Annotated in this window: 18 protein-coding genes and 1 pseudogene; 10 read left to right on the plus strand and 9 right to left on the minus strand. The window is 69.2% G+C overall.

Annotation, left to right across the window (positions count from 1 at the left end):
• The first annotated feature begins 124 nt into the window (after positions 1-124).
• Entirely contained in the window at positions 125-388 is a 264-nt protein-coding gene (locus DWB77_RS01240) for a hypothetical protein (RefSeq protein WP_162952320.1), read from the plus strand.
• Between the two features lie 257 nt (positions 389-645).
• The gene (locus tag DWB77_RS38595) at positions 646-1,716 is read left to right on the plus strand and encodes a hypothetical protein (RefSeq protein ID WP_246033338.1); all 1,071 of its coding nucleotides are present in this window, start codon (positions 646-648) and stop codon (positions 1,714-1,716) included.
• On the opposite strand, the pseudogene DWB77_RS01245 reads toward DWB77_RS38595, so the two are convergent.
• Positions 1,716-3,037: pseudogene (locus DWB77_RS01245) on the minus strand (TrkA C-terminal domain-containing protein); the annotation flags it as partial. The gene DWB77_RS38595 and the pseudogene DWB77_RS01245 sit on opposite strands and share 1 nt — an antisense overlap.
• A 564-nt stretch (positions 3,038-3,601) precedes the next feature.
• Positions 3,602-4,081: a CGNR zinc finger domain-containing protein gene (locus DWB77_RS01250; protein WP_120719488.1), complete on the minus strand. Its 480-nt coding sequence runs from the start codon at positions 4,079-4,081 to the stop codon at positions 3,602-3,604.
• Between the two features lie 108 nt (positions 4,082-4,189).
• Between DWB77_RS01250 and DWB77_RS01255 the strand changes: the two genes are divergently transcribed.
• Together DWB77_RS01255 and DWB77_RS01260 are read left to right on the plus strand one after the other, a co-directional pair.
• Positions 4,190-5,056, plus strand: coding sequence for an alpha/beta fold hydrolase (locus tag DWB77_RS01255; RefSeq protein WP_120719489.1), 867 nt, complete (start codon positions 4,190-4,192; stop codon positions 5,054-5,056).
• 221 nt (positions 5,057-5,277) lie between these two features.
• On the plus strand, positions 5,278-6,483 hold the full coding sequence (locus DWB77_RS01260; RefSeq protein WP_120719490.1) for a cytochrome P450 family protein: 1,206 nt from the start codon (positions 5,278-5,280) through the stop codon (positions 6,481-6,483).
• Positions 6,484-6,889: 406 nt separating this feature from the next.
• Here the strand turns inward: DWB77_RS01260 and DWB77_RS01265 are convergent, their stop codons facing one another.
• The 5 genes from DWB77_RS01265 to DWB77_RS01285 all read right to left on the minus strand — a co-directional run bounded on the left by DWB77_RS01265 (position 6,890) and on the right by DWB77_RS01285 (position 14,401).
• Entirely contained in the window at positions 6,890-7,411 is a 522-nt protein-coding gene (locus DWB77_RS01265) for an STAS domain-containing protein (RefSeq protein WP_120719491.1), read from the minus strand.
• Between the two features lie 226 nt (positions 7,412-7,637).
• Complete coding sequence (locus DWB77_RS01270; RefSeq protein WP_120719492.1) at positions 7,638-8,627, minus strand: hypothetical protein; 990 nt, start codon at positions 8,625-8,627, stop codon at positions 7,638-7,640.
• A 1,081-nt stretch (positions 8,628-9,708) separates the two neighbouring features.
• Positions 9,709-11,109: a 3-carboxy-cis,cis-muconate cycloisomerase gene (gene pcaB, locus DWB77_RS01275; RefSeq protein ID WP_120719493.1), complete on the minus strand. Its 1,401-nt coding sequence runs from the start codon at positions 11,107-11,109 to the stop codon at positions 9,709-9,711.
• A complete protein-coding gene (locus tag DWB77_RS01280; protein ID WP_120727229.1) occupies positions 11,106-13,076 on the minus strand; it encodes an FAD/NAD(P)-binding protein in 1,971 nt (656 codons plus the stop codon). The genes pcaB and DWB77_RS01280 overlap by 4 nt, the downstream gene beginning before the upstream one ends.
• Before the next feature lie 539 nt (positions 13,077-13,615).
• The gene (locus DWB77_RS01285; RefSeq protein WP_162952321.1) at positions 13,616-14,401 is read right to left on the minus strand and encodes a hypothetical protein; all 786 of its coding nucleotides are present in this window, start codon (positions 14,399-14,401) and stop codon (positions 13,616-13,618) included.
• A 1,621-nt stretch (positions 14,402-16,022) separates the two neighbouring features.
• Here DWB77_RS01285 and DWB77_RS01295 point away from each other — a divergent pair.
• Both DWB77_RS01295 and DWB77_RS01300 read left to right on the plus strand, forming a co-directional pair.
• Positions 16,023-16,925, plus strand: a complete 903-nt coding sequence (locus DWB77_RS01295; RefSeq protein WP_162952322.1) for a hypothetical protein — start codon at positions 16,023-16,025, stop codon at positions 16,923-16,925.
• A gap of 61 nt (positions 16,926-16,986) precedes the next feature.
• Entirely contained in the window at positions 16,987-17,421 is a 435-nt protein-coding gene (locus DWB77_RS01300) for a hypothetical protein (protein ID WP_120719497.1), read from the plus strand.
• A gap of 403 nt (positions 17,422-17,824) precedes the next feature.
• Here DWB77_RS01300 and DWB77_RS38600 read toward each other — a convergent pair whose 3' ends face one another.
• A complete protein-coding gene (locus tag DWB77_RS38600) occupies positions 17,825-18,100 on the minus strand; it encodes a hypothetical protein (protein WP_246033339.1) in 276 nt (91 codons plus the stop codon).
• Here DWB77_RS38600 and DWB77_RS01305 point away from each other — a divergent pair.
• Both DWB77_RS01305 and DWB77_RS01310 read left to right on the plus strand, forming a co-directional pair.
• Positions 18,093-18,593, plus strand: a complete 501-nt coding sequence (locus DWB77_RS01305) for a hypothetical protein (protein ID WP_246033340.1) — start codon at positions 18,093-18,095, stop codon at positions 18,591-18,593. The two genes, DWB77_RS38600 and DWB77_RS01305, sit on opposite strands and share 8 nt — an antisense overlap.
• A 585-nt stretch (positions 18,594-19,178) precedes the next feature.
• Positions 19,179-19,610, plus strand: a complete 432-nt coding sequence (locus DWB77_RS01310) for a VOC family protein (RefSeq protein WP_120719499.1) — start codon at positions 19,179-19,181, stop codon at positions 19,608-19,610.
• Between the two features lie 177 nt (positions 19,611-19,787).
• On the opposite strand, the gene DWB77_RS01320 is transcribed toward DWB77_RS01310, so the two are convergent.
• A complete protein-coding gene (locus DWB77_RS01320) occupies positions 19,788-20,255 on the minus strand; it encodes a hypothetical protein (RefSeq protein WP_174248502.1) in 468 nt (155 codons plus the stop codon).
• Between the two features lie 90 nt (positions 20,256-20,345).
• On the opposite strand from DWB77_RS01320, the gene DWB77_RS01325 reads away from it, so the two are divergent.
• Both DWB77_RS01325 and DWB77_RS01330 read left to right on the plus strand, forming a co-directional pair.
• Positions 20,346-20,702: a MerR family transcriptional regulator gene (locus tag DWB77_RS01325; RefSeq protein ID WP_120719500.1), complete on the plus strand. Its 357-nt coding sequence runs from the start codon at positions 20,346-20,348 to the stop codon at positions 20,700-20,702.
• A 428-nt stretch (positions 20,703-21,130) separates the two neighbouring features.
• Positions 21,131-22,075 carry an aminoglycoside phosphotransferase family protein gene (locus DWB77_RS01330; protein WP_120719501.1) on the plus strand — a complete coding sequence of 315 codons (945 nt, stop codon included), beginning with the start codon at positions 21,131-21,133 and terminating at the stop codon, positions 22,073-22,075.
• Positions 22,076-22,184 lie beyond the last annotated feature (109 nt).

The following is a 22,184-nucleotide window of genomic DNA, read 5'->3' on the forward strand; positions in this document are numbered from 1 at the left end:
AACCCGCGGCAGAGGGCTTTGGTCCGTCTCTGCGCGAGGCCCGCCGGACAATGCGCGTATCTCAGGGTGGTCTTGCCGTGCCGGGGTGCGCCGTCTCATCCATCACGACAAAGAAGGTGTCGACGTGTACGAAGCTATGACGACCAGCCCGCTCGACCTGGACATCGAACTGCTGGAGTCGCTGGACGCGCTGGCGGCCACGCCCATGGACGGCCCGGGACAGCAAGCCTGGTCGAACTTCTCCCAAGGCGCCCAACACACCGTGCAGGCCGTCTCCGACGGCTACAACGGCAACTGGTCAGGCGCGGCCACCCACGGCATCCAGGCCGTCGAGCACTTCGGCACCGCCGGGTACAACGCCTACCAGTGGTACAACGGCGGCCACTGATCCCCGCACATGCCTTCGGCGGCCGGCCGTCAGACGCCGAGCCGCCGAGGCGTCCCTCACGGGCTTCAGCGACGGGGGCGTTCAGTACGCCCCGCTCGCCCCACCTGCCGGAACCCCCCTCGCCGAAGGCGTCCATGACGACTCCACTCACGCCCGCACCATCCGACTGGCCGGCACTGCGCCAGGGTATTGACATCACCCCCCAACCGGACTCCGGCAGAGTAGTGGTGAGCCTTCCTGAGGGTGCGTATCTGAGGATGGGGCAGGATGCCGCTGACCTGCTGCGCGAACTGGACGGCACCCAGTCGCGCGACGCGGTACTGGCACGCTGGACCATCTGCTTGGGTGAGGAGCAGGCAACCACCTTGTTGCTCCGTTTCACCCAACTCGGCCTCCTGGAAAGCGATCTCACACCTGCACCGGCGGTTCGGTCCTTCCGATTCCGCAAGCCGGCCACCGCGCAGCTCGTCCTGTACCGGCCCGAGCGTCTGACGGGCGCGCTCCGCCACGTTGCAGCGCTTCTTCGCCGGTGGCCGGCAGTGGTCGGCTATGCGCTGCTTCTGAGCGCCGGAGCCATAGCCGTCATGACCCACCTTCATGCCGTCGGCGCGGCTCTGCTCAGACCGTCCTGGGACATGTGGTGGCACATCGCCCTGGCCATGCTGATCGTGAACGCCTTCCACGAACTGGGACACGCGACCGCCCTCGCCTATCACGGGGGGCGCCCCCGCGCGATGGGCGTGATGCTCCTCTACTGCGTCTGCCCCGCCTTCTTCTGCGACGTCAGCGCCACGTGGCGCCTGGGGCGCCGACAACGCGCCACGGTTGCCCTCGCCGGCATCACCGTCAATGCCGCCGCGGCATCTGTTGCCGCCCTCGCAGCCGCCGCCGACTTCGGCGGTCACCAGGAATTCTGCTGGCGCCTGGTCGCAGCCAACGTGTTCACGTTCGTCTTCAACCTCCTCCCCTTCATCAAACTCGATGGCTATCTCCTGCTGTTGGCATTCGTCGACGAATCACACCTGCGCCCCCGCGCCATGGCCGACGCACGCAACTGGCTCAGCCACCACCTCTACCGGCGACCCGCGATCAAGCGGGAACTTCACCGATGGTGGAGCGTGCCCTACGGCCTGGCAGCCATGACCCTTCCCGCCCTGCTCATCACAACCATGCTCATCAGCCTCGGCACCCTCTCCTTCCGGGCGGGCCCCATCGGCGTGATCCTCTGGTTGGTCGCCGTACTCCTCGCCGTGCTGCGCCTTCTCGCCGGAATCCTCCGCGTGGCCTTCCCACCACCACCATCAGCCACGTGCTCGGCCTCCTGCTGACCGAAGCTGCTACCTCGTATCAGCCGCTCCCCAGCACCCGAACCCGCGCATACCAACAACCAGCCGCCGCCCGTGCCGAGGGAGAGCGGGATGTCACCAGCGCGCACCACGAGCTGCCCGAGCAGGGAACCGCAGACGATGCCGAGACCCAGATAGATGAAGTCGGTGGAGTCGTTCTTGACCACCGCGCCGATCTTCGCCACGAGCTTGTCGAGCCCGGAGCGGGCCCGGCGAGGGTGAGCACGTCACCCCGCCGCACCACGGTGTCCGGGGTCGCCGGCAGATGCTGGTCGTTACGCAGGACGTCGGTGACGTACACGCCCTGCCGGATGAACTCCGGGTGCTCGTGCTGGAGCTTATCGAGGCTCTTGCCGTCGGCGGACTTCTCGGTCATCGCGACCTGGGTGGTGGCGAGCGGCGAGTCGAGGCCGGGGATACCGGGCGACTCGGGGCCGATCTCACGGCCCGCCTCGATGGTGTTGGCCCGCCGGCCGACCACGAGCACGAGATGGGACAGGGTCAGCACGGTCCCCGCGTCCGGGGTGGGGGTACGGCTGCCGCGCCGCAGCGCCTCGATGGTGATCCGGCCGCCGAGCGAGGACTCCAGGTCCCCGATGGTGCGGCCGTCGGCCGTCGTCACCAGATAGGTGCGGCCCACCAGGCCCGGCAGCGCTTCGCGCTCGTCGGCCTCCAGGCCGCGCTCACCGCCCCCGCCACGCATCTTCGTCCACAACTGCCGGGACGCGTCCCGCAGGTTGATGCGCAGCAGCATCGGCATGATCTGACTCGTGTAGATGACGATGGTGATGAGGCCGAAGAGATAACAGACGGTGTACGCGGTGGCCACATGGCCCTGGTACTCGGTGATCTGGGCCGCACTGAGGCCGCCCAGCTTGCCGATGGCCTCGGTGGCGGTGCCCACGACCGCCGACTCGGTGGCGGCGCCGGCCAGGATGCCGGAGGCGGTGCCGACGTCGAGCCCGAAGGCCTTCGCGAGGCCGAAGGCGATGCCGAGAACACAGACCAGCTCGATCAGACAGAGCGTAAAGAAGCGCAGACTGCCACGGTTGAGGTTGGCGAAGAACTGCGGCCCCGCAAGGTAGCCGAGCGAGAAGATGAATAAGGCCAAGAAGACGGTCTTGACGTCACCGGAGACCTGGACCTTCGCCCAGGCGCCCATGAGGAGCGAGACGATCAGGGTGCCGCAGATCCCGCCGAGCGTGATGGGCCCAACCCGCAGCTTGCCGACGAGGTAGCCGAGCGCGAGGCAGAGAAAGAGCGCCAGCTCCGGATGGTCCCTGAGGATGCCATCGCGGCTCAGCCGAGCCGGGAGGCGAGCAGACGGAGGCGCGGATCGGCTGATTCCTTCTGGGCATAGAGGGTTTCTAAGATCATTCGGCGCATAACGGCGAAATTAACGGCGGTCGGGAGCGGCGGCATCCGGGCGGGGGCCCCACAGGACCGTTCGTCGCTACCGGCTACCGGCTACCAGCTGGCGGACAGCCGCCGCTGCACTGTCTCGGCCCAGACCCGCGCCGCGGGCATCCGGCGACGGGTCCCGCACACCTCGGGCCGCTCTGGCCGGTCGACGTGACGGCTGTGCAGTCTTGTACGAGGGGTGCGATCGGTGAGCGGCCGGCCCCCGGTTCGGTCACGATTCTCAAGCGGCGCCAGCGGGCCAACGTGCCGATGCGCGGTCACCGCTGCCAGGGCGGTCCTCGCCCGGCTGAGCGGGACAACAACGCGCCGCTCAGCATCCGGGCGCCGAGGTCGGCCGGTCCTGACCACAGAGAATTCGGACCCCTCACCCTGGCTCTTGCTCTTGCTCTTGCTCGGGCAAAGGTGGTTGTCAGGACGCTGGCCGTGTGCGCGAGTTGAGGACGCGTCAGCGGGTGCGCTCGTAGTGGCGGCGTGCTTTTTCGCGGTTGCCGCAGACAGCCATCGAGCACCAGCGGGCACGGTTGGCACGGCTGCGGTCGAGCAGGAACAACTGGCACTTGTCGTTGGCGCAGGGGCGGAGCCGGCCGGGCATGTGCTCCTCGATGGCGGCCCAGGCGAGCACCACCTCGACGGCCAACCGGGCGTGCGGGGGAGTCTTCACCATCCACCGAAGACCATCCGAAGTGATCTCCGGGACCTGGTGGACCCCTTCGAGCAGCGGGCTCAAAACGGCGGGCGAACGTTCTCCGCGCACGACGTCCCCCAGGAGGTCCCGCGCGTCGCGCAGCAGTGCCAGTTCCGCGAGGCTGCCTTCGCCGCCGTGCTCCCGCGCCCAGCGTCTGCCTCCGGCCGGGTCGCCGAGCGCGTCCTGTTCCTCCCCGGCGACAAGCGGCCTGCTGTTGAGCAGGTCCAGCAGCGTGTCCATTGTCGGGTGCCACTCCCATCTAACCGGATCAAGTCAATTGACAGGTTAGCTTACGCCGTGCTTGCATGACGAGGAACTAACCGCATAGATAGTCCAGAGGGGTTAGAAATGAGCTCGGTACACCACCGGACCGCCACGGTCGACGGCCATGAGATCTTCTACCGGGAAGCAGGCCCCGCGGACGCCCCGGCGATCGTCCTGCTGCACGGCTACCCGACCAGCTCGTTCATGTTCCGCGAACTCATCCCGCTGCTGGCCGACGACTATCACGTCATCGCCCCGGACCACCTCGGCTTCGGCCACTCCGACGCCCCCCTCGCGGGAGAGTTCGCCTACACCTTCGACGCCCTCGCCGAACTCGCCTCCGGGCTGCTCGACCAACTGGGCCTGGACCGCTACGCCCTCTACGTCCAGGACTACGGTGCCCCCATCGGGTGGCGCCTCGCGCTCCGGCACCCCGAGCGGATCTCCGCCCTCGTCACCCAGAACGGCAACGGTTACGAGGACGGCTTCGTCGAGTCGTTCTGGACCGACGTCTGGGCCTACGGGGCGAACCCCGGTCCCGACACCGAACCCGCCGTCCGCGCCGCGCTGAGCCTCGACGCCATCCGCTGGCAGTACACGCACGGCGTGCCCGATCCGAGCCGGGTCAGCCCGGACACCTGGGAGCACGACTTCGCTCTCGTCTCCCGCGAGGGCAATGCCGAGGTCCAGTTGGCACTGTTCCGCGACTACCGGAACAATCGCCCGCTCTACCCGCTGCTGCACGAATTCCTGCGTACCAGCGAGGTCCCCGTGCTCGCCGTCTGGGGCCGCAACGACGAAATCTTCGGCCCGGCCGGCGCGCGGGCCTTCGCGCGCGACGCCAAGGACGCGGAGGTACACCTGATCAATGGCGGCCACTTCCTGCTGGAGAGTCATCTGGACGTCGTCGCGGGTTACCTGCGCGGCTTCCTCGGAAGGGTGCTGGGATAAGGACGGTCCGGCGTGATCCCGGGGGGGCAGGCTCCAGGTTCGGCCTCGGCGGGTTCGGTGCGGGCAGTGGTCGCGGAATCGGCGCCGCGCCTCACCGTTCCCGTTCGGACACACTCGCGGGCCTGCGCTCGAAACAAAACGAGGAACGCTCCCCACTTCGTGCTACGGTCCCGACTGAAGACCAAGCGGGGAATAGCCCCCACTTCACTCGGGAGCCGCCGATGCACACGCAGCGCGAAACCGTCCAACTCGCCGACCTCACCGACGACTTCACCGCCGACCCCTACTCCGCCTTCGACTCACTGCGCTCGCGCGGCCCCGTGCACCACGCGCGCTTCCCCACCGGGGACGAGTCATGGCTGGTGATCGGGCACGAGGAAGTGCGTGCCGCGTTCGCCGACCCCAGGCTGCGCAACGACGTACGGCACTCTGCCGACTTCGAGGACGACGGGCTCTACTCCGTGGGCCGCAACATGCTCCAGGTCGACCCGCCCGATCACACCCGGCTGCGGACGCTCGTGGCCCGGGAGTTCACCGCCCGCCGCATCCAGGCACTGCGGCCCCGCGTCGAAGAGGCGGCCAGTGCGCTTCTGGACGCCGTGGCCGACGACGGTCGTACCGACCTCGTGGCCGCATACGCCTACCCGTTGCCCCTCACCATCATCTGCGAGCTGCTCGGCGTACCGGACCCGGACCGCGATGCCTTCCGGGCCTGGTCCACGAAGGTCGTCGCCCTCGACGACGCGGAGCAATCCGCCCGCGCCAGCCAGGAAATGGCCGCATACCTCGCAGGGCTGGCGGAGCAGAAACGGCGGGTTCGGGACGCCGCGGACAGCGATCTACTGCACGCCCTCGTCCGCACCCAGGACGGCGACGGCGGCGACCGGCTCACCCCGGAGGAACTGCTCGGAATGGCCTTCCTCCTGCTCGTCGCAGGACACGAGACCACCGTCAACCTCATCGCCAACGCCGTCCACCTGCTGCTCCGCCACCCCGCGCAACTCGCCGCCCTCCGCAGCGACCCCGAGCTGCTCAAGGGCGCCGTGGAGGAGACGCTCCGCTTCGAACCGCCCGCACCAGCGGGCACCTACCGCTACACCGCCGAACCGATCACACTCGGCGGCGCCCACATACCGGCGGGCGCTCGTGTCGTGCTCTCCATCGCCGCCGCGAACCGCGACCCCGCGCGCTTCACCAACCCCGACCGGTTCGACATCCGCCGCGACCCGACCCAGACCCGTGCCCACCTCGCCTTCGGGCACGGCCTGCACCACTGCCTGGGCGCACCGCTCGCACGACTGGAAGCGACCCTGGCCCTGCGAATCCTCCTGAACCGCTTCCCCCACCTGGCCTTCGACGGCGACACCACACCACAGTGGCGCCCCAGTCTCATGCGGAGCCTGCGAGAGCTGCCGGTGCGCTGGTAACACGCCACCCGCCAATTCCACCGGCCGGCGGAGAGTGCCTACGAACTCGGGGAACGCCCAGCCTACTTACTGTCGGCGTACGGCTACGCGATCAAGGCCGACGGCCACCAGCCACAAGACGACGCCCGTACCTGGACTACACACCACGAATCGACATCAGAGGCCGATCACACGGTCGGACACGAGGCAGGCGATGGCTCGACAGGTGTCGGGCAGGCGGTCGCGCCGACGGGTCCAGCGAATGGGTTGTTTCCAGCGTGTGTGGATCTGACAGCCGACTGCGAGTGCCCTGGGCCCACGCCGTGAGCGAGACCAGGCAGAGCAGCCACGCCGTGCCGTGGTGCCGAGGGCCCGGGCCCAGACAAGCTCCGCGGTGCGGTGCGTTGGGTTCAGGAGGGGGTATGCGCTACCGCGCGGTGTCCTGGGAGCGGGTGGGTCTCGCCTCCGGTATCTGCGAGTTCGGCAGTGCGGTACTTCCGTTCTGCGGGGAGCGTCGACAGGCCACCTCAGCGGCGCAGGCTTCTTCGGCGGACGGCGGATGCGTGGCAGCGCGTTCGTCCATCGCGCCAGTTTTCATGATGTTCCGGACGGCGGGGGACGCGGGCGTGCTGAGGTGTTCGAAGGTGCCGGTGATGTTGAGGAGCCTGTTGAGGCTCGGCGGACGTTCGTCCAGGTGCAGAAGGATCCCGGACGCCGACACGCGACGGTGGATCAACAGAAAGGCGGACAGGCCCATGGAGTCGACGAACCTGAGCTGCCCACAATGCAGGTGCAGGTCGCACAGGCCCGGGCGCGCAGTGAGCTGTGCGATGACTTCCTCAAGAAGCAGGTCCGCCGTCTGGTAGTCGAGGTTTCCGGTGATCTCTATGCGGACCATGTCCGGGGTACTGACAGTGGCCAGATGCAGGCCGAGGGGCGGTGTAGGCATGTTGAGTTCCGTTGGTGATGGCGTGGTCGGCGGTCAGCGACTCGGCGCGGGCCGTTGGGGTGGACCCGAAAGCGGCGGGCCAATGTTTCGGCTTTCGACGTGTCGCGCCGTGCCGGCCGTGACCGGCTCGTGGCGGGCGCTACCGCCACGAACCGGTCACGGCGAGGGTCCGGGGGCCCGTCGGGGAGGTCTGCCGGCGGATGGACAGGCCGCCGCCGGCACAGGGTCAGCCCGTGCGTCTGCGGTACCGGCACAGGCCGGCACCCAGAACTACGGCAGTCGCGCCGAGGCCGAGCTGCCAGCGCGTCGTGCTGCCGAGTCCGGTCTCCGCCAGCTCGTCTGAGGGTGCATCAGGTGCCCTCCCGAGGGAGCCGGCGGCAGCTCCCTGCTCGGCTGCCGATGGGACGGCGACGGACGTCGGCTCATGATCCCCCGCAGCGGGCCCGTCGGCGCCGCCCCCGATCGACTCCCCCGGCCCCTCTGTTCCAGCCCCAGCGCCTGGATCCGTGGGGACCCCACCGCCAGGATCCGTGGGCTCCCCACCGCCTGGATCCGTCGGCTTCTCACCGCCAGGGTCACCGGGACCCTCGCCACCGGGATCCGTGGGGTCACCGCCACCGGAACCACCGGAACCACCGGGATCGACGGGATCGACGGGATCGACGGGACGGACGATGCGCGATTCGTACCAGGGCGAGTCAAGGCTGATGGCGTCGGAGGCTCCCAGGTCAAAGGTCAGGAGCGGAGCATCGTCGTGGGACCGTACCCGAATGGTCAGTTGCGGCGTGCCGCTGGGCACCTCCAGTTCGTAGTGCGCAGTGCTGGACGGCATCGTCGGGTCCACGTCCCGCCACCCGCTCGCCCCGCGTACTTGCACATCGACATGGTCGGACGTCAGCTCCAAGCCACCGTCGACGAGCATGAACGTCACGTCGCGAGCGGTGTCCGACGGCTCGGCGTCAACGACAACCGTCACTTCCCGCCACGGGCCACCCGCGACGAACTCGTCCGGAATCCCCCGCAAGGAGACGGTCACGCCTTGGTCCTCGTCCGCTCTGTCGTCCTGCTTCCTGCCCCCGTCCGCTCCGGGCACCTTGCCGGATTCGGCTGGCGATCGGGCAGACATCTCGAGCCCTGCCGACGTACCGTCGGCCGCCTCCGCGGGAGCGGCCAGCAGCGCGACGGGCGCAATGGCACCGGCCGCGACGACCAGCACTCTTCTTCTCAGATGCACTGTGTTCTCTGTTCCACGTGTTGATCATTGGACAAGATCACCCTGACCGGGGTATCTCTCCCACAACAGCCCATACCTCCTTATGAACTCATAACGTTCGTTGATGGGTGTCCCCCGAGGCATCTCCCGCCTGCGCACAGCAGTCGCCGGCAGGCAGTCGTGTACACCGTCCTGGTCGGACGGAACCGCCAGCGGCGGTCCTGTGTTCTCGCGAACAGCTACCGCCGCTGAACGACGGGAGTACGCGGTCTCCGCCGCCGATCAGCTCCTTCAGTGGCACGCGCAGGTGCGCCTGCGCCGCACAGGAGCCCATGCGGACCAGGGCGGTCGTCCTGCTCGCCACCTGTCTCGGCGTCCGCTCCACAGTCGGCCACCTACACGGTCCGGGCGTCGCACCCTTCCAACTGGCCGAAGCGGCGCACGTTTTGGAGCACTGCACCTTGCCAGCGCTCCAGTGAGGCCTTCGAGAGCGTCCGTCCGACGGCGTCGCGGGCGGCGTCGCGTCTCCGGCAGCACACGCCCGCCGCGCCCCGCCAGCGCGAAAGAAGTCGCCCAGTGGCCGTCGCACTTCTCCTCATACGCCGGATCACGCAGCACGCGTGGCCCCGCGAACCACGTCGATGGCCCGCGCGAGCATTGGCTCCACCGGCGGCAGCAGCACCACGCCACGTCCCCTTCCGCGCTCGGCTCCCCTGCTGCTCCCACTCCGCACAGGAAAGCCAAGCCGGCTGCCTCGCGGACATGGAGCGGCTGCCCGGGTTGCGGCACGGCGCCATGTTGGGGCGGCCCACGCTCCGCCCGCTTCAGCAGGACGCCGGAGCCTGAGCAGTTCGCACCAGCGGGTGAAGCCTTGTCCACCAGCGAACCGCGCTCTGCCGCGCACGAGGCCCGGCCGGTGCCCTCCCTAGGACACCGGCCGGGGCTCACCCCCACAGACTCCCCCTCGCCACTGCGGCTCGGAGCCGGAAGGCTACGAGCACGTCAACCCCGCAAAAGGACAACTGCGGCCAAGCCGCCAACTGCCTCTGACAGCGACAGCGACCAGCTAACGGTGACGGTCACATCAGTCCTCAGGACAGCGGCTGACCGCCCGGTCGACGAGCACGCCCGCCAGGCCCGTGTACGCCGTCGGGTCGCAGAGGGCGGTGAGCTCCTCGTCTCCTACCAGGCCGGTCAGTTCGGGGGTCCCGGTCAGGACCTCGGCCAGCGGGCGGCCGGTTCGCTGGGCGAGCGCCGAGGCTTCGCCGAGGATCCGCTTGGCCACCACCTTGCCGAGCTTGGGGGCGAGTACGGCCACGATGCGCTCCGACACGATCTGACTCCCCGTCAGTCCGAGGTTGGCGAGCATCTGCTCCGGCCGGACCTCGAGCCCTTCGGCGAGCTCGACCGCTGTGTGGGCGGCGCCACCCGTGAGCCGCAGGCACTCGCGCAGCAGCTGCCACTCCGCATGCCAGGCCCCGCCCGAGCGCTCGTCCTCGGACAGCATGCACTGAGTCAACGCCGAGGCCAGCGCGGGCACTTGGAGTGCGGCGCTGCGGATCAGGGTGGCCAGTACGGGGTTGCGCTTGTGCGGCATCGCGGAGGAACTGCCGCGTCCGGCCACGAACGGCTCGGCCACTTCGGCGACCTCGGTCCTGGTCAGCGACTGCACATCGATCGCGATCTTCCCCAGCGCCCCCGCCGTGAACGCCAGAGCCGCCGCCAGGTCCGCCATGGGCGTACGCAGAGTGTGCCAGGGCAGTACGGGCCCCGCCAGGCCCGTCTCCGACGCGAAGGCCGCGACCAGGCGGTCCAGGTACTGCCCGGGATCGGTGGATTCCGCACCGTCCAGCCGTGCGTACTCGACGTACCCGGCCAGGGTCCCGGCCGCGCCCCCCAGCGACACGGGCAGGCCGCCGTCCAGGACCTGCGTGATCCTCTGTTCCGCGTCCAGAACCAGCTGCCTCCAGCCCGCCGCCTTGAGGCCGAAGGTGGTGGGCACGGCCTGGAGCGCGAGTGTGCGCCCGGCCATCACGGTGCCCCGGTGCCGGACGGCCAGCTCGGCGAGGGCCGCGGCGGTCCGGTCCAGGTCGTCCCGGATGATGCGCAGTGCCCGCTGGGCGACCAGCATCGCGCCGGTGTCGAAGATGTCCTGGCTCGTCGAGCCGCGGTGTACGTACTCGGCCGCTGTCGGCTCTTCGGCCGCGACCGCCCGGGTGAGCGCCGCGACCAGGCCCACCACCGGGTTGGCCGTCTCCCGCGAGGCCAGGGCGATCTCCCGGACGTCGAAGCGCTCGACCCTGGCGGAGCGGGTGATCGCCTCGGCCGCCGGCCCGGGGAGCGTACCGATGCGGGCCTGGGCCCGGGCCAGGGCCGCCTCGGCGTCGAGCATGGCCTGGAGCCAGGCGCCGTCCTCCACCGCCGACTCCACCGGCGTTCCGGCCCGGACCGGCGAGAGCAGTCCGGAGTCAACGTGCGTGTTCATACGATCACCTCTGCAAGACGGGCCGTCGCCGACGGCTCGGGATCCCGGAGCTGATGTCCGGGAGTGATGGCAAGTACGGCTCGGGCGATGGAGTCGGCGTCGGCCAATGTCATCGAGTCCACCCCGGGCCGGGTCCCGGCCGCGGTCACCCAGTGCACCCCCTCGGTCGGGACACCGTAAGCGAACCGGCGCGGGTGGGCGGCCCGTTGGGCGTCGAGCAGGCGGTAGGGGCGCTCGGTCACGGCCAGGCCGCCGGTCTCGTGGCTCAGGCCCGCACCGGACGCGATGCGGTGGGGTGTCGCCTGGCCCGTGGTGAGCAGGTGCAGCAGCAGGGGGTCGGCCGTGCGGCGCAGGTCGGGCTCGGGCAGCCGGGCCTCGATCAGCACCCGGGCCGACACGGGCGCGCCGGGTACGAGCGAGGATGTGGCCACGAAGGCCGACTGCTCGGCGTCGATCCGAACGCTGGTGCCCGGCCCGGTGAGTTCGAGCACTCCGGCTTCGATGAGTGCCACCATCTCCTCGATGCGCGAGATGGGCGGGCCGATCGAGAGGAAGGCGTTGAGCGGGGTGTACCAGGCGTCCAGTTCCACCTGGTGGGAGTTCCCGTCCAGGCCGCCGTGGTCGACGGCGAGCCTGATTTCGTTGCGCAGGTCACGCAGCACGTCAAGCGCGGCCTTGAGCGGACTGCTGAGGTTTCCCGCCCGGGCCTGTCGGACGTCTTCCGCCAGGTGGTCGAGCAGCCAGCGCCGGAAGGCGTCGCGGTCGGCGAACTCAACTCCCCGGTAGGGGTGGGCGAGACGCTGCCAGTTCCACCGGTCGGCGGCGCCGATCCCGTATCTGTCGAGCAGGCCGGGCAGCAGTTCGGACGCATCGGCCAGATAGCAGGCGACGAACTCCTCCCGCTCCGCATCGCGCCCCCGGGAGCTGAGAAGAGTCCCGTAGTAGACGCTCTCCACCTCCCGCGCGATCAGCGGCCACAGATCGGCGAGGAAGCCGAACTGCCGTGGCCCGTCGGCACTTTGGCGCATTTTGTCGATGTGCTCGGCCGTCAGGAGCCGTGGCATGTAACGGCCGAAGGCACCCTTCTCGTTCCCCCCGCGAGCGTGATGGGGAATTCCGCGTCGCGAACTCGCGTATAACCGTGGCTCCCGGCCGCTGGGCCGGTAGACCAGCCTGCCCCCCGGCCGTACGAAGCTGCCGCCCCGGCCCGCCGTCAACAGGGCCATCAAATCGAAAAAGTTGAGGCCGAGCCCGCGCAGCAGGACGTTCTCACCGGGCTCGATCGAGCTGAGGTCCAGGTCGGCCGGGTTCGCCGGGGTGAAGTACGCCAGGCGGTGACCCCGAGCCAGGAGCCCGGTGAGCTCCTGGCGGGGCGTCGGGCGCGCCGGCACATGACCCTGCGCCAGGACGACCACATCCAGGCCGTCGATGCGACTGCCGTCCTCCAGCCTGATGCTCTGCGATCCTGCCGCACTTTCCCGGCTGTCGAAGAGGGCGACCGCGCGGGAGCGATGGATCTCGACGGTGACGTGTTCGGGAGCACGGGCGACCACTCGCCGGTACGCGGCCTTCAAGTACTCCCCGTACAGCGCCCGCGTGGGGTACGAGTCGGGGCCGAGCCCGCTCACCGCGTCGAGGACCGGCTGGTCGTGTTCACCACTTCGGTCCGCCTCCGCGACGGTCCGGGCCCACTCGTAGAGCGTCGGTCCCGGCTCTATCGGGCCCTCGATCCGGCAGCTGAGGTCCGTGTAGAGCGTGATCTGCGAGGCCACGGTGTTCATCAGCAGGTCGGGCGACTGATCGGTGCGCCAGACCGAGCCGGCACCGGCCGGGTACGGGTCCACCAGGCGTACGGTGACGGCCGAATGCGCGGGCGCGGCACGCTCGTTGGCGCAGAGTCTCTCCAGCACCGACAGGCCTCGAGGTCCGGCACCGACGATGCATATCTCAAAGGGGCGAGGGGGCATGATGATCATCCCCTTCCGTCGCCGACGGGCCCGGCAACGGACCCATCGGGCTTCTCCCCTGTGGGGTGGGACTGATCGGCGCGCGGAGAGGTGCGCCCCGTCCCCTGGGCGTGGACCCCGTGATAGTGCCGCGCAGCGGCGGTCGGCATATTCATGAGGACGAGCATCGCAAACAGTCCTTCGTGACACGCCCCTTGCCAAGTCTTCGACGCCGAAGGTGATCATCGTCATGCCGTGGGAGCCGACACCGACACCCCCGCGGAGTGCGGGACCGGTCAGGCGCCGGCCTGCGCCAACTCGGCCCACCGGCCCCCGAGATACCGGCGGCACGGGGACCTCTCGCACGCGAGGGTGCCACCGACGGCAGCACCCGCCTGGCGCGGCGGACCCGAACCCAGCCGCCCAGAGTCCGGCTCGCTGGGCAACTACCCCTGCTCAAAGGCGAGTTCACGTACCGTCGCCCTACCGCTGAACAGCAGCCGCGCCCCGCCGACGACGGACCCGGCGCCCTCGCCGCCCCGGCGGAGCGGCCGACCAGGTCAGCTTGCGACCACGAGTGAGCGGGCCGGGCCGCCGATTCGTTTCCAGGCGGCGCCGTCCCACTCCCAGATCGCCCTCTGGTCGCGGTCGAGGCGGTAGACACGTTCGGCCCGCCCCCCAAAGCCCGCTCCGGCGTCGCCGATCCGGGCCCAAGTGCCGTCGCGGTAGCGCCACATGCCGCTGTCGGAGCCATTGGTGGCGAACAGCTCCGCCGAACTCGCGTAGATGGTGGTGGCCGGGCCACCGACCTGATTCCATTTTCCGGCTTCACCCGTCCACCTGAAGACGGCGCTGCGTTCGGGGTTGAGTCCGTACAAATGCTGGTTCGTCACGGCGAATTCGGATCCGGCGGCTCCGGCGTACGACCAGGTCGAGCCGTTGCCGCTGTAGGCGAAGATCCGGCCGTCCACAGGGTCGGTGGCGAACAGTCCCGCCCCGCCGCCGTAGAGGCGTCCTGCGGGCCCGCCGATGTTTCTCCAAGTGCCGCGCTGCTTGTCCCACCAGTGGACGCCGCTGTGGTCTTCCGCCAGTCGGTACAGGTTCGCACCGCTGATGGCGAAGCCGGCGGCCCGGCCACTGACGGTCTGCCACTCGCCGGGCACGCCGCCGTAGCCCCGCAGTTCGCCCGTCTCCGGATCGGTGGCGAACACTCCGGCCGGGCCGGCGTAGAGGTCCTTGGCGGGCCCGCCGATGGCTGACCACTGCGCACCCGTCCCGCTCCACTGGATGACCGCCTTACCGTCCGCGGCGATGGCGTAGACGCCGCTGCCTTCGGGGGCAGCCACCTCCACGCGTCGAGGAGGCTCAGCGGCTGAGACCTCGGGGCCGGGGACGGCGGGGGCCTGTAGTACGCGGGGTGCCGCACCGGCAACGGGGCTGGGGGACTGCGCAGGAGGTGTGGATGCCGAGGGCAGGGGTCCGCCGGAGGCGTCCGGCACGTATTCTCGCGCGATCGTTCCCGGCACGGCCGTCGGTGACGTGGCCGTTGGACGAGGGGGCGGCTCTTGTCCGGGTTCCACCGCTGTGGCCGTCACACCGCAGACCAGGATGAGGACGGACAGCAACAGCACGTGTACCAGCCGCTGTGGTCCACGTGGCCCGTGTCCCCCGCGGCCGGAAGCAGCGCCCCGCACCAGGGCGCGCCTGGCGCTGCCCACTCCCCCGACGCCCGGTGGCCCGGGCCGTGTCGAGCACAGTTCCCGCACCGCAACGCATTGAGGGATCGGATACCACGGCTGCCGGACAGCCACCTCGGAGCCGGTGCTGCCCACCGTCTCGTCGCGAGGGCGCGGAATGTTCGACGGTGGCTGCCAGAGGACCAGCGCCTTCCCCGTCGGGCCACCCCCGGCAGGGGCCCCGTCGTGCGCGGGGACCGTGGCCGTCGGCCGCGGCTGCGCGGACGAGTGATCAGCGCGTGCAGCCCTGGGGACGGCCGGCCGCTCCCCCGCCGCCTCCCATTGCGTGCGGCCGGCCGCACGGTCCCGCTGCTGGATAACCGCGTCCAGTTCCTGCTGCAATTTCACCGTCAGGCCGAGCAAGGTACGGACAGCCTCCTCCGAGCGGGCGAGTTCTGCGTTGGCGTGCTGCGCTTCGCGGAGCAGTTCCTGGGTCCCGCTCATGCGTGCCCGGTCGGCCGACGCAAGGATTCTGCCCTCTTCCGCCGCACACGCCGCCGCGTGTAACTGCCGTGCTCGGTGCCACAGTTCGGTGCGACTTCTTTCATCCCGCACCCGGCGCGCTATCACGTTTTCCAAGAGAGCCAGGGGAATGATTTTTGTCCCTGATCGGTATTCGCTCCAACTGGTCTTCCCGGCCCCGTACGCCCGCGCCAGCTCTCGGACCGTACGACCTTCCGTCATGGTTCGCAGGAAAACCGCCAACGCATTCGCTTGGGGAGTTTCACCTCGTGGCTCCCCTTGCAGACGTCCCGCCCTGCCCATTCGAGAACTCCTCTGTCTCCACGCGGGCACCGTCCCCTCACCCGCCTCGTCCAGTGCGATGCCCAGGAGATCAGACCCGGACCGACCTCTCCAGCACTTGCCGGGACAACGTGGCCCCGCCGGGTGGCTTGATTCTGCGGACATCGCCGACGCACTGCTCCACGTCCGCCGGACAAACCCCCATTGTCCGCGCCCGAGCTGCGTCTTCGGCCCGAATGGTGGACGGACAATCCCCCCGTCCCGAATCTGGGATTGCGTCCGGCGGAACGCGCTCGCCGGAGCAACGGAAGAATCTTCCGAGATCGTCACAGAACAGGAAAGGAGGTTGATGGTGGAGGAGTTGTCCGAGTCCGGGGAAGACGACGGCTCGGCTCGGCCGGCCGAGCCGATACCTCAAGGCGGTGCGACGGGCGCGACCGGCACGGACCGTCGTCGGTGCACGCGAAATGGCTTCGCGTTATTGGGTGTGGCCGCTCTGCTCGCGACGGGCGGCACCATCGCAGCTGCCGGAGCAGGTGACAACGAGGCCCGTGACCGACGTCAAGTCCAGCCGTCGCGCGCCTCCTCCGCCGAGCCATTGCGGGAGGCGACGGAGGGTGAGCAGGACCTGCTGCACTCGGCGGAACAACTGCTGCTGCGCGACTGCATGAAGGACAAGGGCTTCGTCTATGTGCCGGTTCCTCGCCAACCAGTGCGCGAAGCGCGCCAGTTCCCGTACGTCGTGGACGACACCTCCTGGGCACATCGGCACGGTTACGGCAGTGACCTGGACCGCGCGAGCGAGAAGCTCCGCACCAACGACGCCAATGAACGCTATTTCCAGAGCCTGCCCCAGGAGCGCCGAGGGCCGGCCATCGTCGCGGCCAACGGCCCCCGGCCGGACGGTCTGACGGCGCGCACGCCGGACGGAATGGCAATCACCCACAGTGCCCAGGGATGCGAGTCGCAAGCCCAACGGTCCCTCTACCGCGACTTGCCGGCCTGGTTCCAGGCGCGGGTCACCATGGACTCGCTGCCGGCGCTGCGGGGCGCGAAGGTCATCGCCGACAGCGAGTTCCTGAGCGGCACACATCGGTGGTCCGCATGCATGCGGACCGCAGGGTACGCATTCAAGGATCCCGCCGCGGCCCGCGCCGCGCTGCCGCCTTCCGACCATCCGCTGCCGCAGGCACGCGAGGTCGCCATGGCCGTCGCCGAGGCCGACTGCGCACAGAGTTCCGGCCTCGCGGCGGCAGCCGCCCGGCTGGACCAGAAGTACGACGCGGAGCTGAGGAAGCAGTACTGGGGTGAGGTCAGCACATGGCTCCGCCTCCGTCTCTCGGCACTGCCCCGCGCCCGCTCGGTCGTCGCAGCGGACGCACATCGGTGACGCCGCAACCTGCGGCGTCCGAGATCACCCCACTCGCACTCCCACACCATGAAGGAGCAACGTGACTTCTCTGCGAACCGCATGCGCCGGCGCGGCCCTGACGGTCCTGGCCGTGATGGCCACACCGGTCATGGCGAACGCCACCGAAACCGCACCGGCATCGACGACGGCAACGGCCGCCAACCCGCCGGATGGCCGATTCCACACCTACTTCCGTACCTGGTACCAGAACGAGTGCGGCGCCTGGCCCAGCGACGCGGCGGCCTGGGGGGCATGCAAAAACACCTCGGAATCGGTGTGGAACCTGGGCTACCCCGGCCTCAATGACGACGTCTGGGTGTACTGCAACAGCAATTACGGCGGTGCCGGACGCGGGATCTACAACGGGGCGGGGCTCCCGGACCTCCACGACTGGCGGTTCGGCTCGGGCGGGTCCTGCTCGGGCGAGCAGATGTGGCACAACATCGCGTCCCACAAGTTCGTCAACCTGCCCTGAACCACCGGTGCCGGCACCCGGGAGCCGTGCCGGCACCGGTCCCCTTCTTCACCCGGCAACTGAAGGCGGCGCGGGCGGCGACGGCTCACCTCGAGCATGGCCTCTGCTTCGTCCACGCCCGGGTCTGTCGGCCCGGGAGAACTCTCCTGACTCGCCGTACAGTTCGCCTCGCCACCGCCCTCAGCGCGACCTTCGCACTCTCTGCCACCGCCACCGCCGACACCCCGCGGTGTACGTCTCTCCGCGAAGGTCGAGACCAAGCAGATCGCGCCGCCCATCCTGAACCTGCTCGGCCTCGACCCGCGCTCCCTCCAGGCCGTGCACCGGGAGCACACGCGGGCGCTGCCGGTCCGCTGACCCGACACCGCCACGAGGGCCGTACAGACAGCCGTGCGGCCCTCACCTACGCTTCGGTGTGCTCCCCGGCGCACATCGAGACGAGGGTGAGCACCGAGCGGGAGGCATGAGACGTCGTGGACAGGTACGCGGAACAGCCTTGTTCGCTCAGCCGCCGCGGAGCGATCGCGGGGCTGGGGGTGATCTCGCTGCTGCTGGCGGGCTGTGGCTCGAAGGGCGGCGGCAGTGCGTCGAAGTCCCCGTCGGCACAGGCGGCGAGCTCCTCCCGGCGCGCGACAACCGGTGGGGGTGGCAGCACCGTTGACCTGGTCGTGATGATCATCCGCCACGCCGAGAAGCCCGTCGGCAACGAGACCGGCAAGGACGACACCGGCAGACGGGACCGTCACTCCCTGACCGAGCGGGGCTGGGCACGCGCCAACGCGCTGCCGCGTCTGTTCGACCCCCGCCCGGCCCCCGGCCTCGTGCGGCCCATCAAGGTGTACGCCGCAAGCGACCGGGGGCAGGACGCCGGCGGTCATCGGATGCGACAGACGGTCACCCCGCTGGCCAAGCGGCTCGGTCTGGCCGTCGACCTCGACTACGCCGAGTCGAAGGAAGCCGACCTGGCGGCGGCAGTCTCAGCCTCGCCCGGCCCCGTGCTGATCTGCTGGGAGCACTCCCGCATCCCCGCGATCGTAGAAGCCCTCGCACCACAGAGCGGAGCCCCGGCGACCTGGCCCGAGCGCTTCGATTTGATCTGGGTCCTCACCCGCACCGCCGGAACCTGGTCGTTCAACACGGTCGACGAGCACCTGCTCGACGCAGACGCCTGAGTCCGGTCGTCGTCGGCGCCATCGCCACCCTGGCACGCCAGGAGTTGGTGGACCGGCTGAGGAAGGAGTCGGATCCGCAAGTTCCTGGGACGCTCCCGCGGCGGGTCCACCACGAAAATCCGCCTCGCCGCGGACGGGCGATGCCGGCCTCACGCCCTCGTCCTCACGCCCTCGTCCTGACGCCCGGGCATTACGGCGACGGGCCCCAACGCGACCGGGTGCTGGAGCGGATTTCCGTACCGCGTACCGGAGTTGGCCGGTCCCGCACTCGCTCCGCCAGTGTCCTGGCCGACAAATCAACCGCCTCAAAGGCTTCCGTGCCGAGGCCACCCGGCACGCGAAACGCCCCTACACCCACCTCGGCAACGTCATCCTCGCCGCTCTCATCACCTGGCTCCGAACATGATCCCGTAACTGGTCTGCGACAGCACGGGGGTGGCTGGCCGGGTTCCCCTTTGGGGAGACGCTGGCCCCGGTTCAGCCCTGCGACCGCACGGCACGACAACGGGTAGCAGCCCCTCCTCCTAACCACCTGCGGGCTCCCTGACCTGCGGAGATGAGCAAGGCCCCTGTTATTGTGCGCCAATGTCAACGATCAAACAGTTCCAAGTGACCTTCGACTGCGCCGACCCTGTGCGCCTCGCCGCCTTCTGGTGTGAGGTGTTGGGGTACGTCATGCCGGAGGTCCCGGAGGGCTTCGCAACGTGGGAGGAGTGCTTCCGCTCGCTACCGCCCGAGGATGCGATCTACTTCGCGTGCACTGATCCCACGGATGTGGCTCCGCGCCTGCTCTTCCAGCGGGTGCCCGAGGGCAAGGTCGCCAAGAACCGGGTGCATCTCGATGTGCGGGCCGGCGTCGGGCTCGTGGGTGACGAGCGCCTGGCCACGCTTGAGGCAGAATGCGCACGGCTGATGGCACTCGGCGCGAAACACGTACTCACGCAGCGCGCCGATGGCGTCAACGAGTCGTGCATCACGATGCAGGACATCGAGGGCAACGAGTTCTGCCTCGCCTGATTCCTCCTCCGAGACTCCGAGAGGGCGAGCCCTCTCGGGAACCATTCAGGTCGCGCATGCGGCGGGAGTCATCCCGTGAGAGCGAAGTTGTGTGGGCGGGCAACGCCGTGCATCGCTTGGCGCACACCGTCGCCCATAAGGCGGCAGTCGTTCTCGACCAAGAGACTCATCTGGGGATCACCGGCCCGCGTCGCCGTGCGGTTGTACGGCAGAGAGGCCCATGAGGTCGGTGCGTCGAGCCCGCCACCACGGCACGAGCTGGACGACGCCGAACGCCACCTCGGCAACGAAGAACAGCCACAGCCAGCGCGGGGCACCATGTGCCAGCGCATACCCCTGCCACGCGGAGAAAAGCGTGCGCGCGGTGCCGTCGAACAGACCGTGCACTGGCAGCGGGTTGATGATCCGGAGCAGCGCCCAGACGACCACCACTGAACCCATCAGATTCGCGTAGAGGATCTCTATCGGGTCGAGGACGGGCAGGGCGCCCAGCCCGAGCGCGTCACCGAACTTCGACAGCGCGTCGTGCACCAAGGCATAGGTCCACGGCGTGGCGAAACCGGCTGTGACCACGAGGTCGTACCAAGCACTCGTGCGTACGGCACGGAGATATGCGGGGTGGGAAGGGGCGAAAAGACGGAACATGGCAACGCTCCTGCTGGTCTCCTGCACGGACGCCACGACGGTAAACAGTGGAGTACTGTCCAAGGTCAAGTCCGCAGTACAGGGAGAGCCGTGCGTATCGGGGAGCTAGCCGCGCAAGCGGGACTGACCAGGGACACCATCCGTTTCTACGAGAAGATCGGTCTCGTCACGGGGCGCCGTCTGGCCAACGGCTACCGCGACTTCCCGCCGGAGGCAGTGCCCTGGCTCCAGTACGTCCGCACCGCACAGACGCTCGGCTTCTCGCTGGCCGAGATCGCACAGACCGGCCAGGAACTGCGGAACGCGCCCGACACCGCCGAGGCGCTGTCCGCGCTGTTCGAAGAGAAGATCAAGGTTATCGATGCACGTATGGCGCAGCTTGTCGCCCTGCGGGCCGAGCTCGACGCCCGTGTTGGCACCGGATGCCCGCTGCGGGCGGCCGGCTGAACCAGCTACGCGTCGCCAAGCAGCCTCGATCTCTCTCAAAGCCTTCTTCAACCTGCCTGCGCCGTGGGCGAGTTGGCCAGCTGCGCAACGGGACGAAGCTCCTCATGGCCCGGGTCACAAATAAGATCACCAATGCCGGCCGGGAGCTTCGCTTGGCTGTCCAGCCGCGCGCCCTGCATTACTGAGCGCTGAGCGACGTCTGCTTGCCCAGGGCCACCGGGCTTACTACGGGGAAGAAGCCTTTCCCCCTCGCACAGGGCCCTCAGGGGCCGGGACCGTCCTGCCAAGCCACGTGCATCTGGCCGGCACCGCCCACCAAAAAAAGACAGGCTGGGCACAGGAGCGCCAACTCCCCGGGGGCCTGGTTGCCGGGATGGCGACGACCGTCAGGCACGCTGGTGTTCCAACACCATCGATTCAGGAGGGTCATGGCCTTCAGCCGGTCTCAGCCCCAGGTCGAAGTTCCGGCCGCCCTGGCCACCTCGCAGAAGAGTGATGCGTGGCAGGCATGGACCGCTGCCCTGCCGAGTCTGGCCGAGGAGTTCTTGGACCGCTGGAGTCTGCGGCTGGATGGGCCGGCAGCGCACGGGTCCGTCGCACTCGTACTGCCGGTGCTCCAGGCAGACAGGTCGCCCGCTGTACTCAAGCTCCAGACCGTTGACGAGGAAACGCAAGGCGAGCCGCTCGCCCTGCGCGCCTGGGGCGCCCGCCACGCGGTCGGACTACTGAACACCGCCCCCGACTCCGGGGCCATGCTTCTGGAACGCCTCGATGCCGCCCGGTCGCTCGCGACGGTGCCCGACGGCACTGCGGCACTGCGGCACCTTTCCGAGCTGCTGAAGCGACTGGCCGCCGTTCGAGCCCCCACGGGCCTGCGGCTCTTGGCCGACATCGCCCGGGACATCCTCGACCGCGTCCCCACATACTCCCGCTCTCTGACAGACCCCTCAGAGCGACGACTCCTGGCTACCTGCGCGGATGCGATGAGGGAACTACTTGACGAGCCGGGCGACCGGCTTCTGCACTGGGATCTGCACTACGACAACGTTCTCGCACCTCTGCCGTCCTTGCAGTTCCCGGGACGGGCCCCCTGGCTCGCCATCGACCCCAAACCGCTTGCGGGCGACCCCGGTTTCGAGCTGCTGCCCGCTCTGCGAAACCGGTGGGACGACATGACTGGCACCGCAGACGTGCCCCGGGCGATACGCCATCGCTTCCACCTCATGACAGAAGTGGTCGGTCTGGACCGGGACCGAGCCACCGGATGGACACTCGGCCGCGTCCTGCAGAACTGCCTCTGGGACATCGAGGACGGCGCGGTCACACTGGAGCCCGAGCAGAAAGCCATCGCCCACGCACTACTGGGCTCCTGACCCCTCCAGTCACGGGGCCGGCCAGTTCGGCCAGTGCAGGAACGCGATCAGCGCCTGCCTCCTCCCGAACCCGGACAACCATGTGGGCAGTCCGGAGACAAGCGACGCG

It is taken from the genome of Streptomyces hundungensis, assembly GCF_003627815.1.
In the GTDB taxonomy this organism is placed as follows: domain Bacteria; phylum Actinomycetota; class Actinomycetes; order Streptomycetales; family Streptomycetaceae; genus Streptomyces; species Streptomyces hundungensis_A.

What these genes read in the sequence shown, in the direction of transcription:
- DWB77_RS38595 (WP_246033338.1), top strand. Translation starts at nt 646, where the DNA reads ATGGGGCAGGATGCCGCTGACCTGCTGCGCGAACTGGACGGCACCCAG.
- DWB77_RS01250 (WP_120719488.1), bottom strand. Translation starts at nt 4,081, where the DNA reads ATGGACACGCTGCTGGACCTGCTCAACAGCAGGCCGCTTGTCGCCGGG.
- DWB77_RS01255 (WP_120719489.1), top strand. Translation starts at nt 4,190, where the DNA reads ATGAGCTCGGTACACCACCGGACCGCCACGGTCGACGGCCATGAGATC.
- DWB77_RS01260 (WP_120719490.1), top strand. Translation starts at nt 5,278, where the DNA reads ATGCACACGCAGCGCGAAACCGTCCAACTCGCCGACCTCACCGACGAC.
- DWB77_RS01265 (WP_120719491.1), bottom strand. Translation starts at nt 7,411, where the DNA reads ATGCCTACACCGCCCCTCGGCCTGCATCTGGCCACTGTCAGTACCCCG.
- pcaB (WP_120719493.1), bottom strand. Translation starts at nt 11,109, where the DNA reads ATGAACACGCACGTTGACTCCGGACTGCTCTCGCCGGTCCGGGCCGGA.
- DWB77_RS01280 (WP_120727229.1), bottom strand. Translation starts at nt 13,076, where the DNA reads ATGCCCCCTCGCCCCTTTGAGATATGCATCGTCGGTGCCGGACCTCGA.
- DWB77_RS01305 (WP_246033340.1), top strand. Translation starts at nt 18,093, where the DNA reads ATGATCATCCGCCACGCCGAGAAGCCCGTCGGCAACGAGACCGGCAAG.
- DWB77_RS38600 (WP_246033339.1), bottom strand. Translation starts at nt 18,100, where the DNA reads ATGATCATCACGACCAGGTCAACGGTGCTGCCACCCCCACCGGTTGTC.
- DWB77_RS01310 (WP_120719499.1), top strand. Translation starts at nt 19,179, where the DNA reads ATGTCAACGATCAAACAGTTCCAAGTGACCTTCGACTGCGCCGACCCT.
- DWB77_RS01320 (WP_174248502.1), bottom strand. Translation starts at nt 20,255, where the DNA reads ATGTTCCGTCTTTTCGCCCCTTCCCACCCCGCATATCTCCGTGCCGTA.
- DWB77_RS01330 (WP_120719501.1), top strand. Translation starts at nt 21,131, where the DNA reads ATGGCCTTCAGCCGGTCTCAGCCCCAGGTCGAAGTTCCGGCCGCCCTG.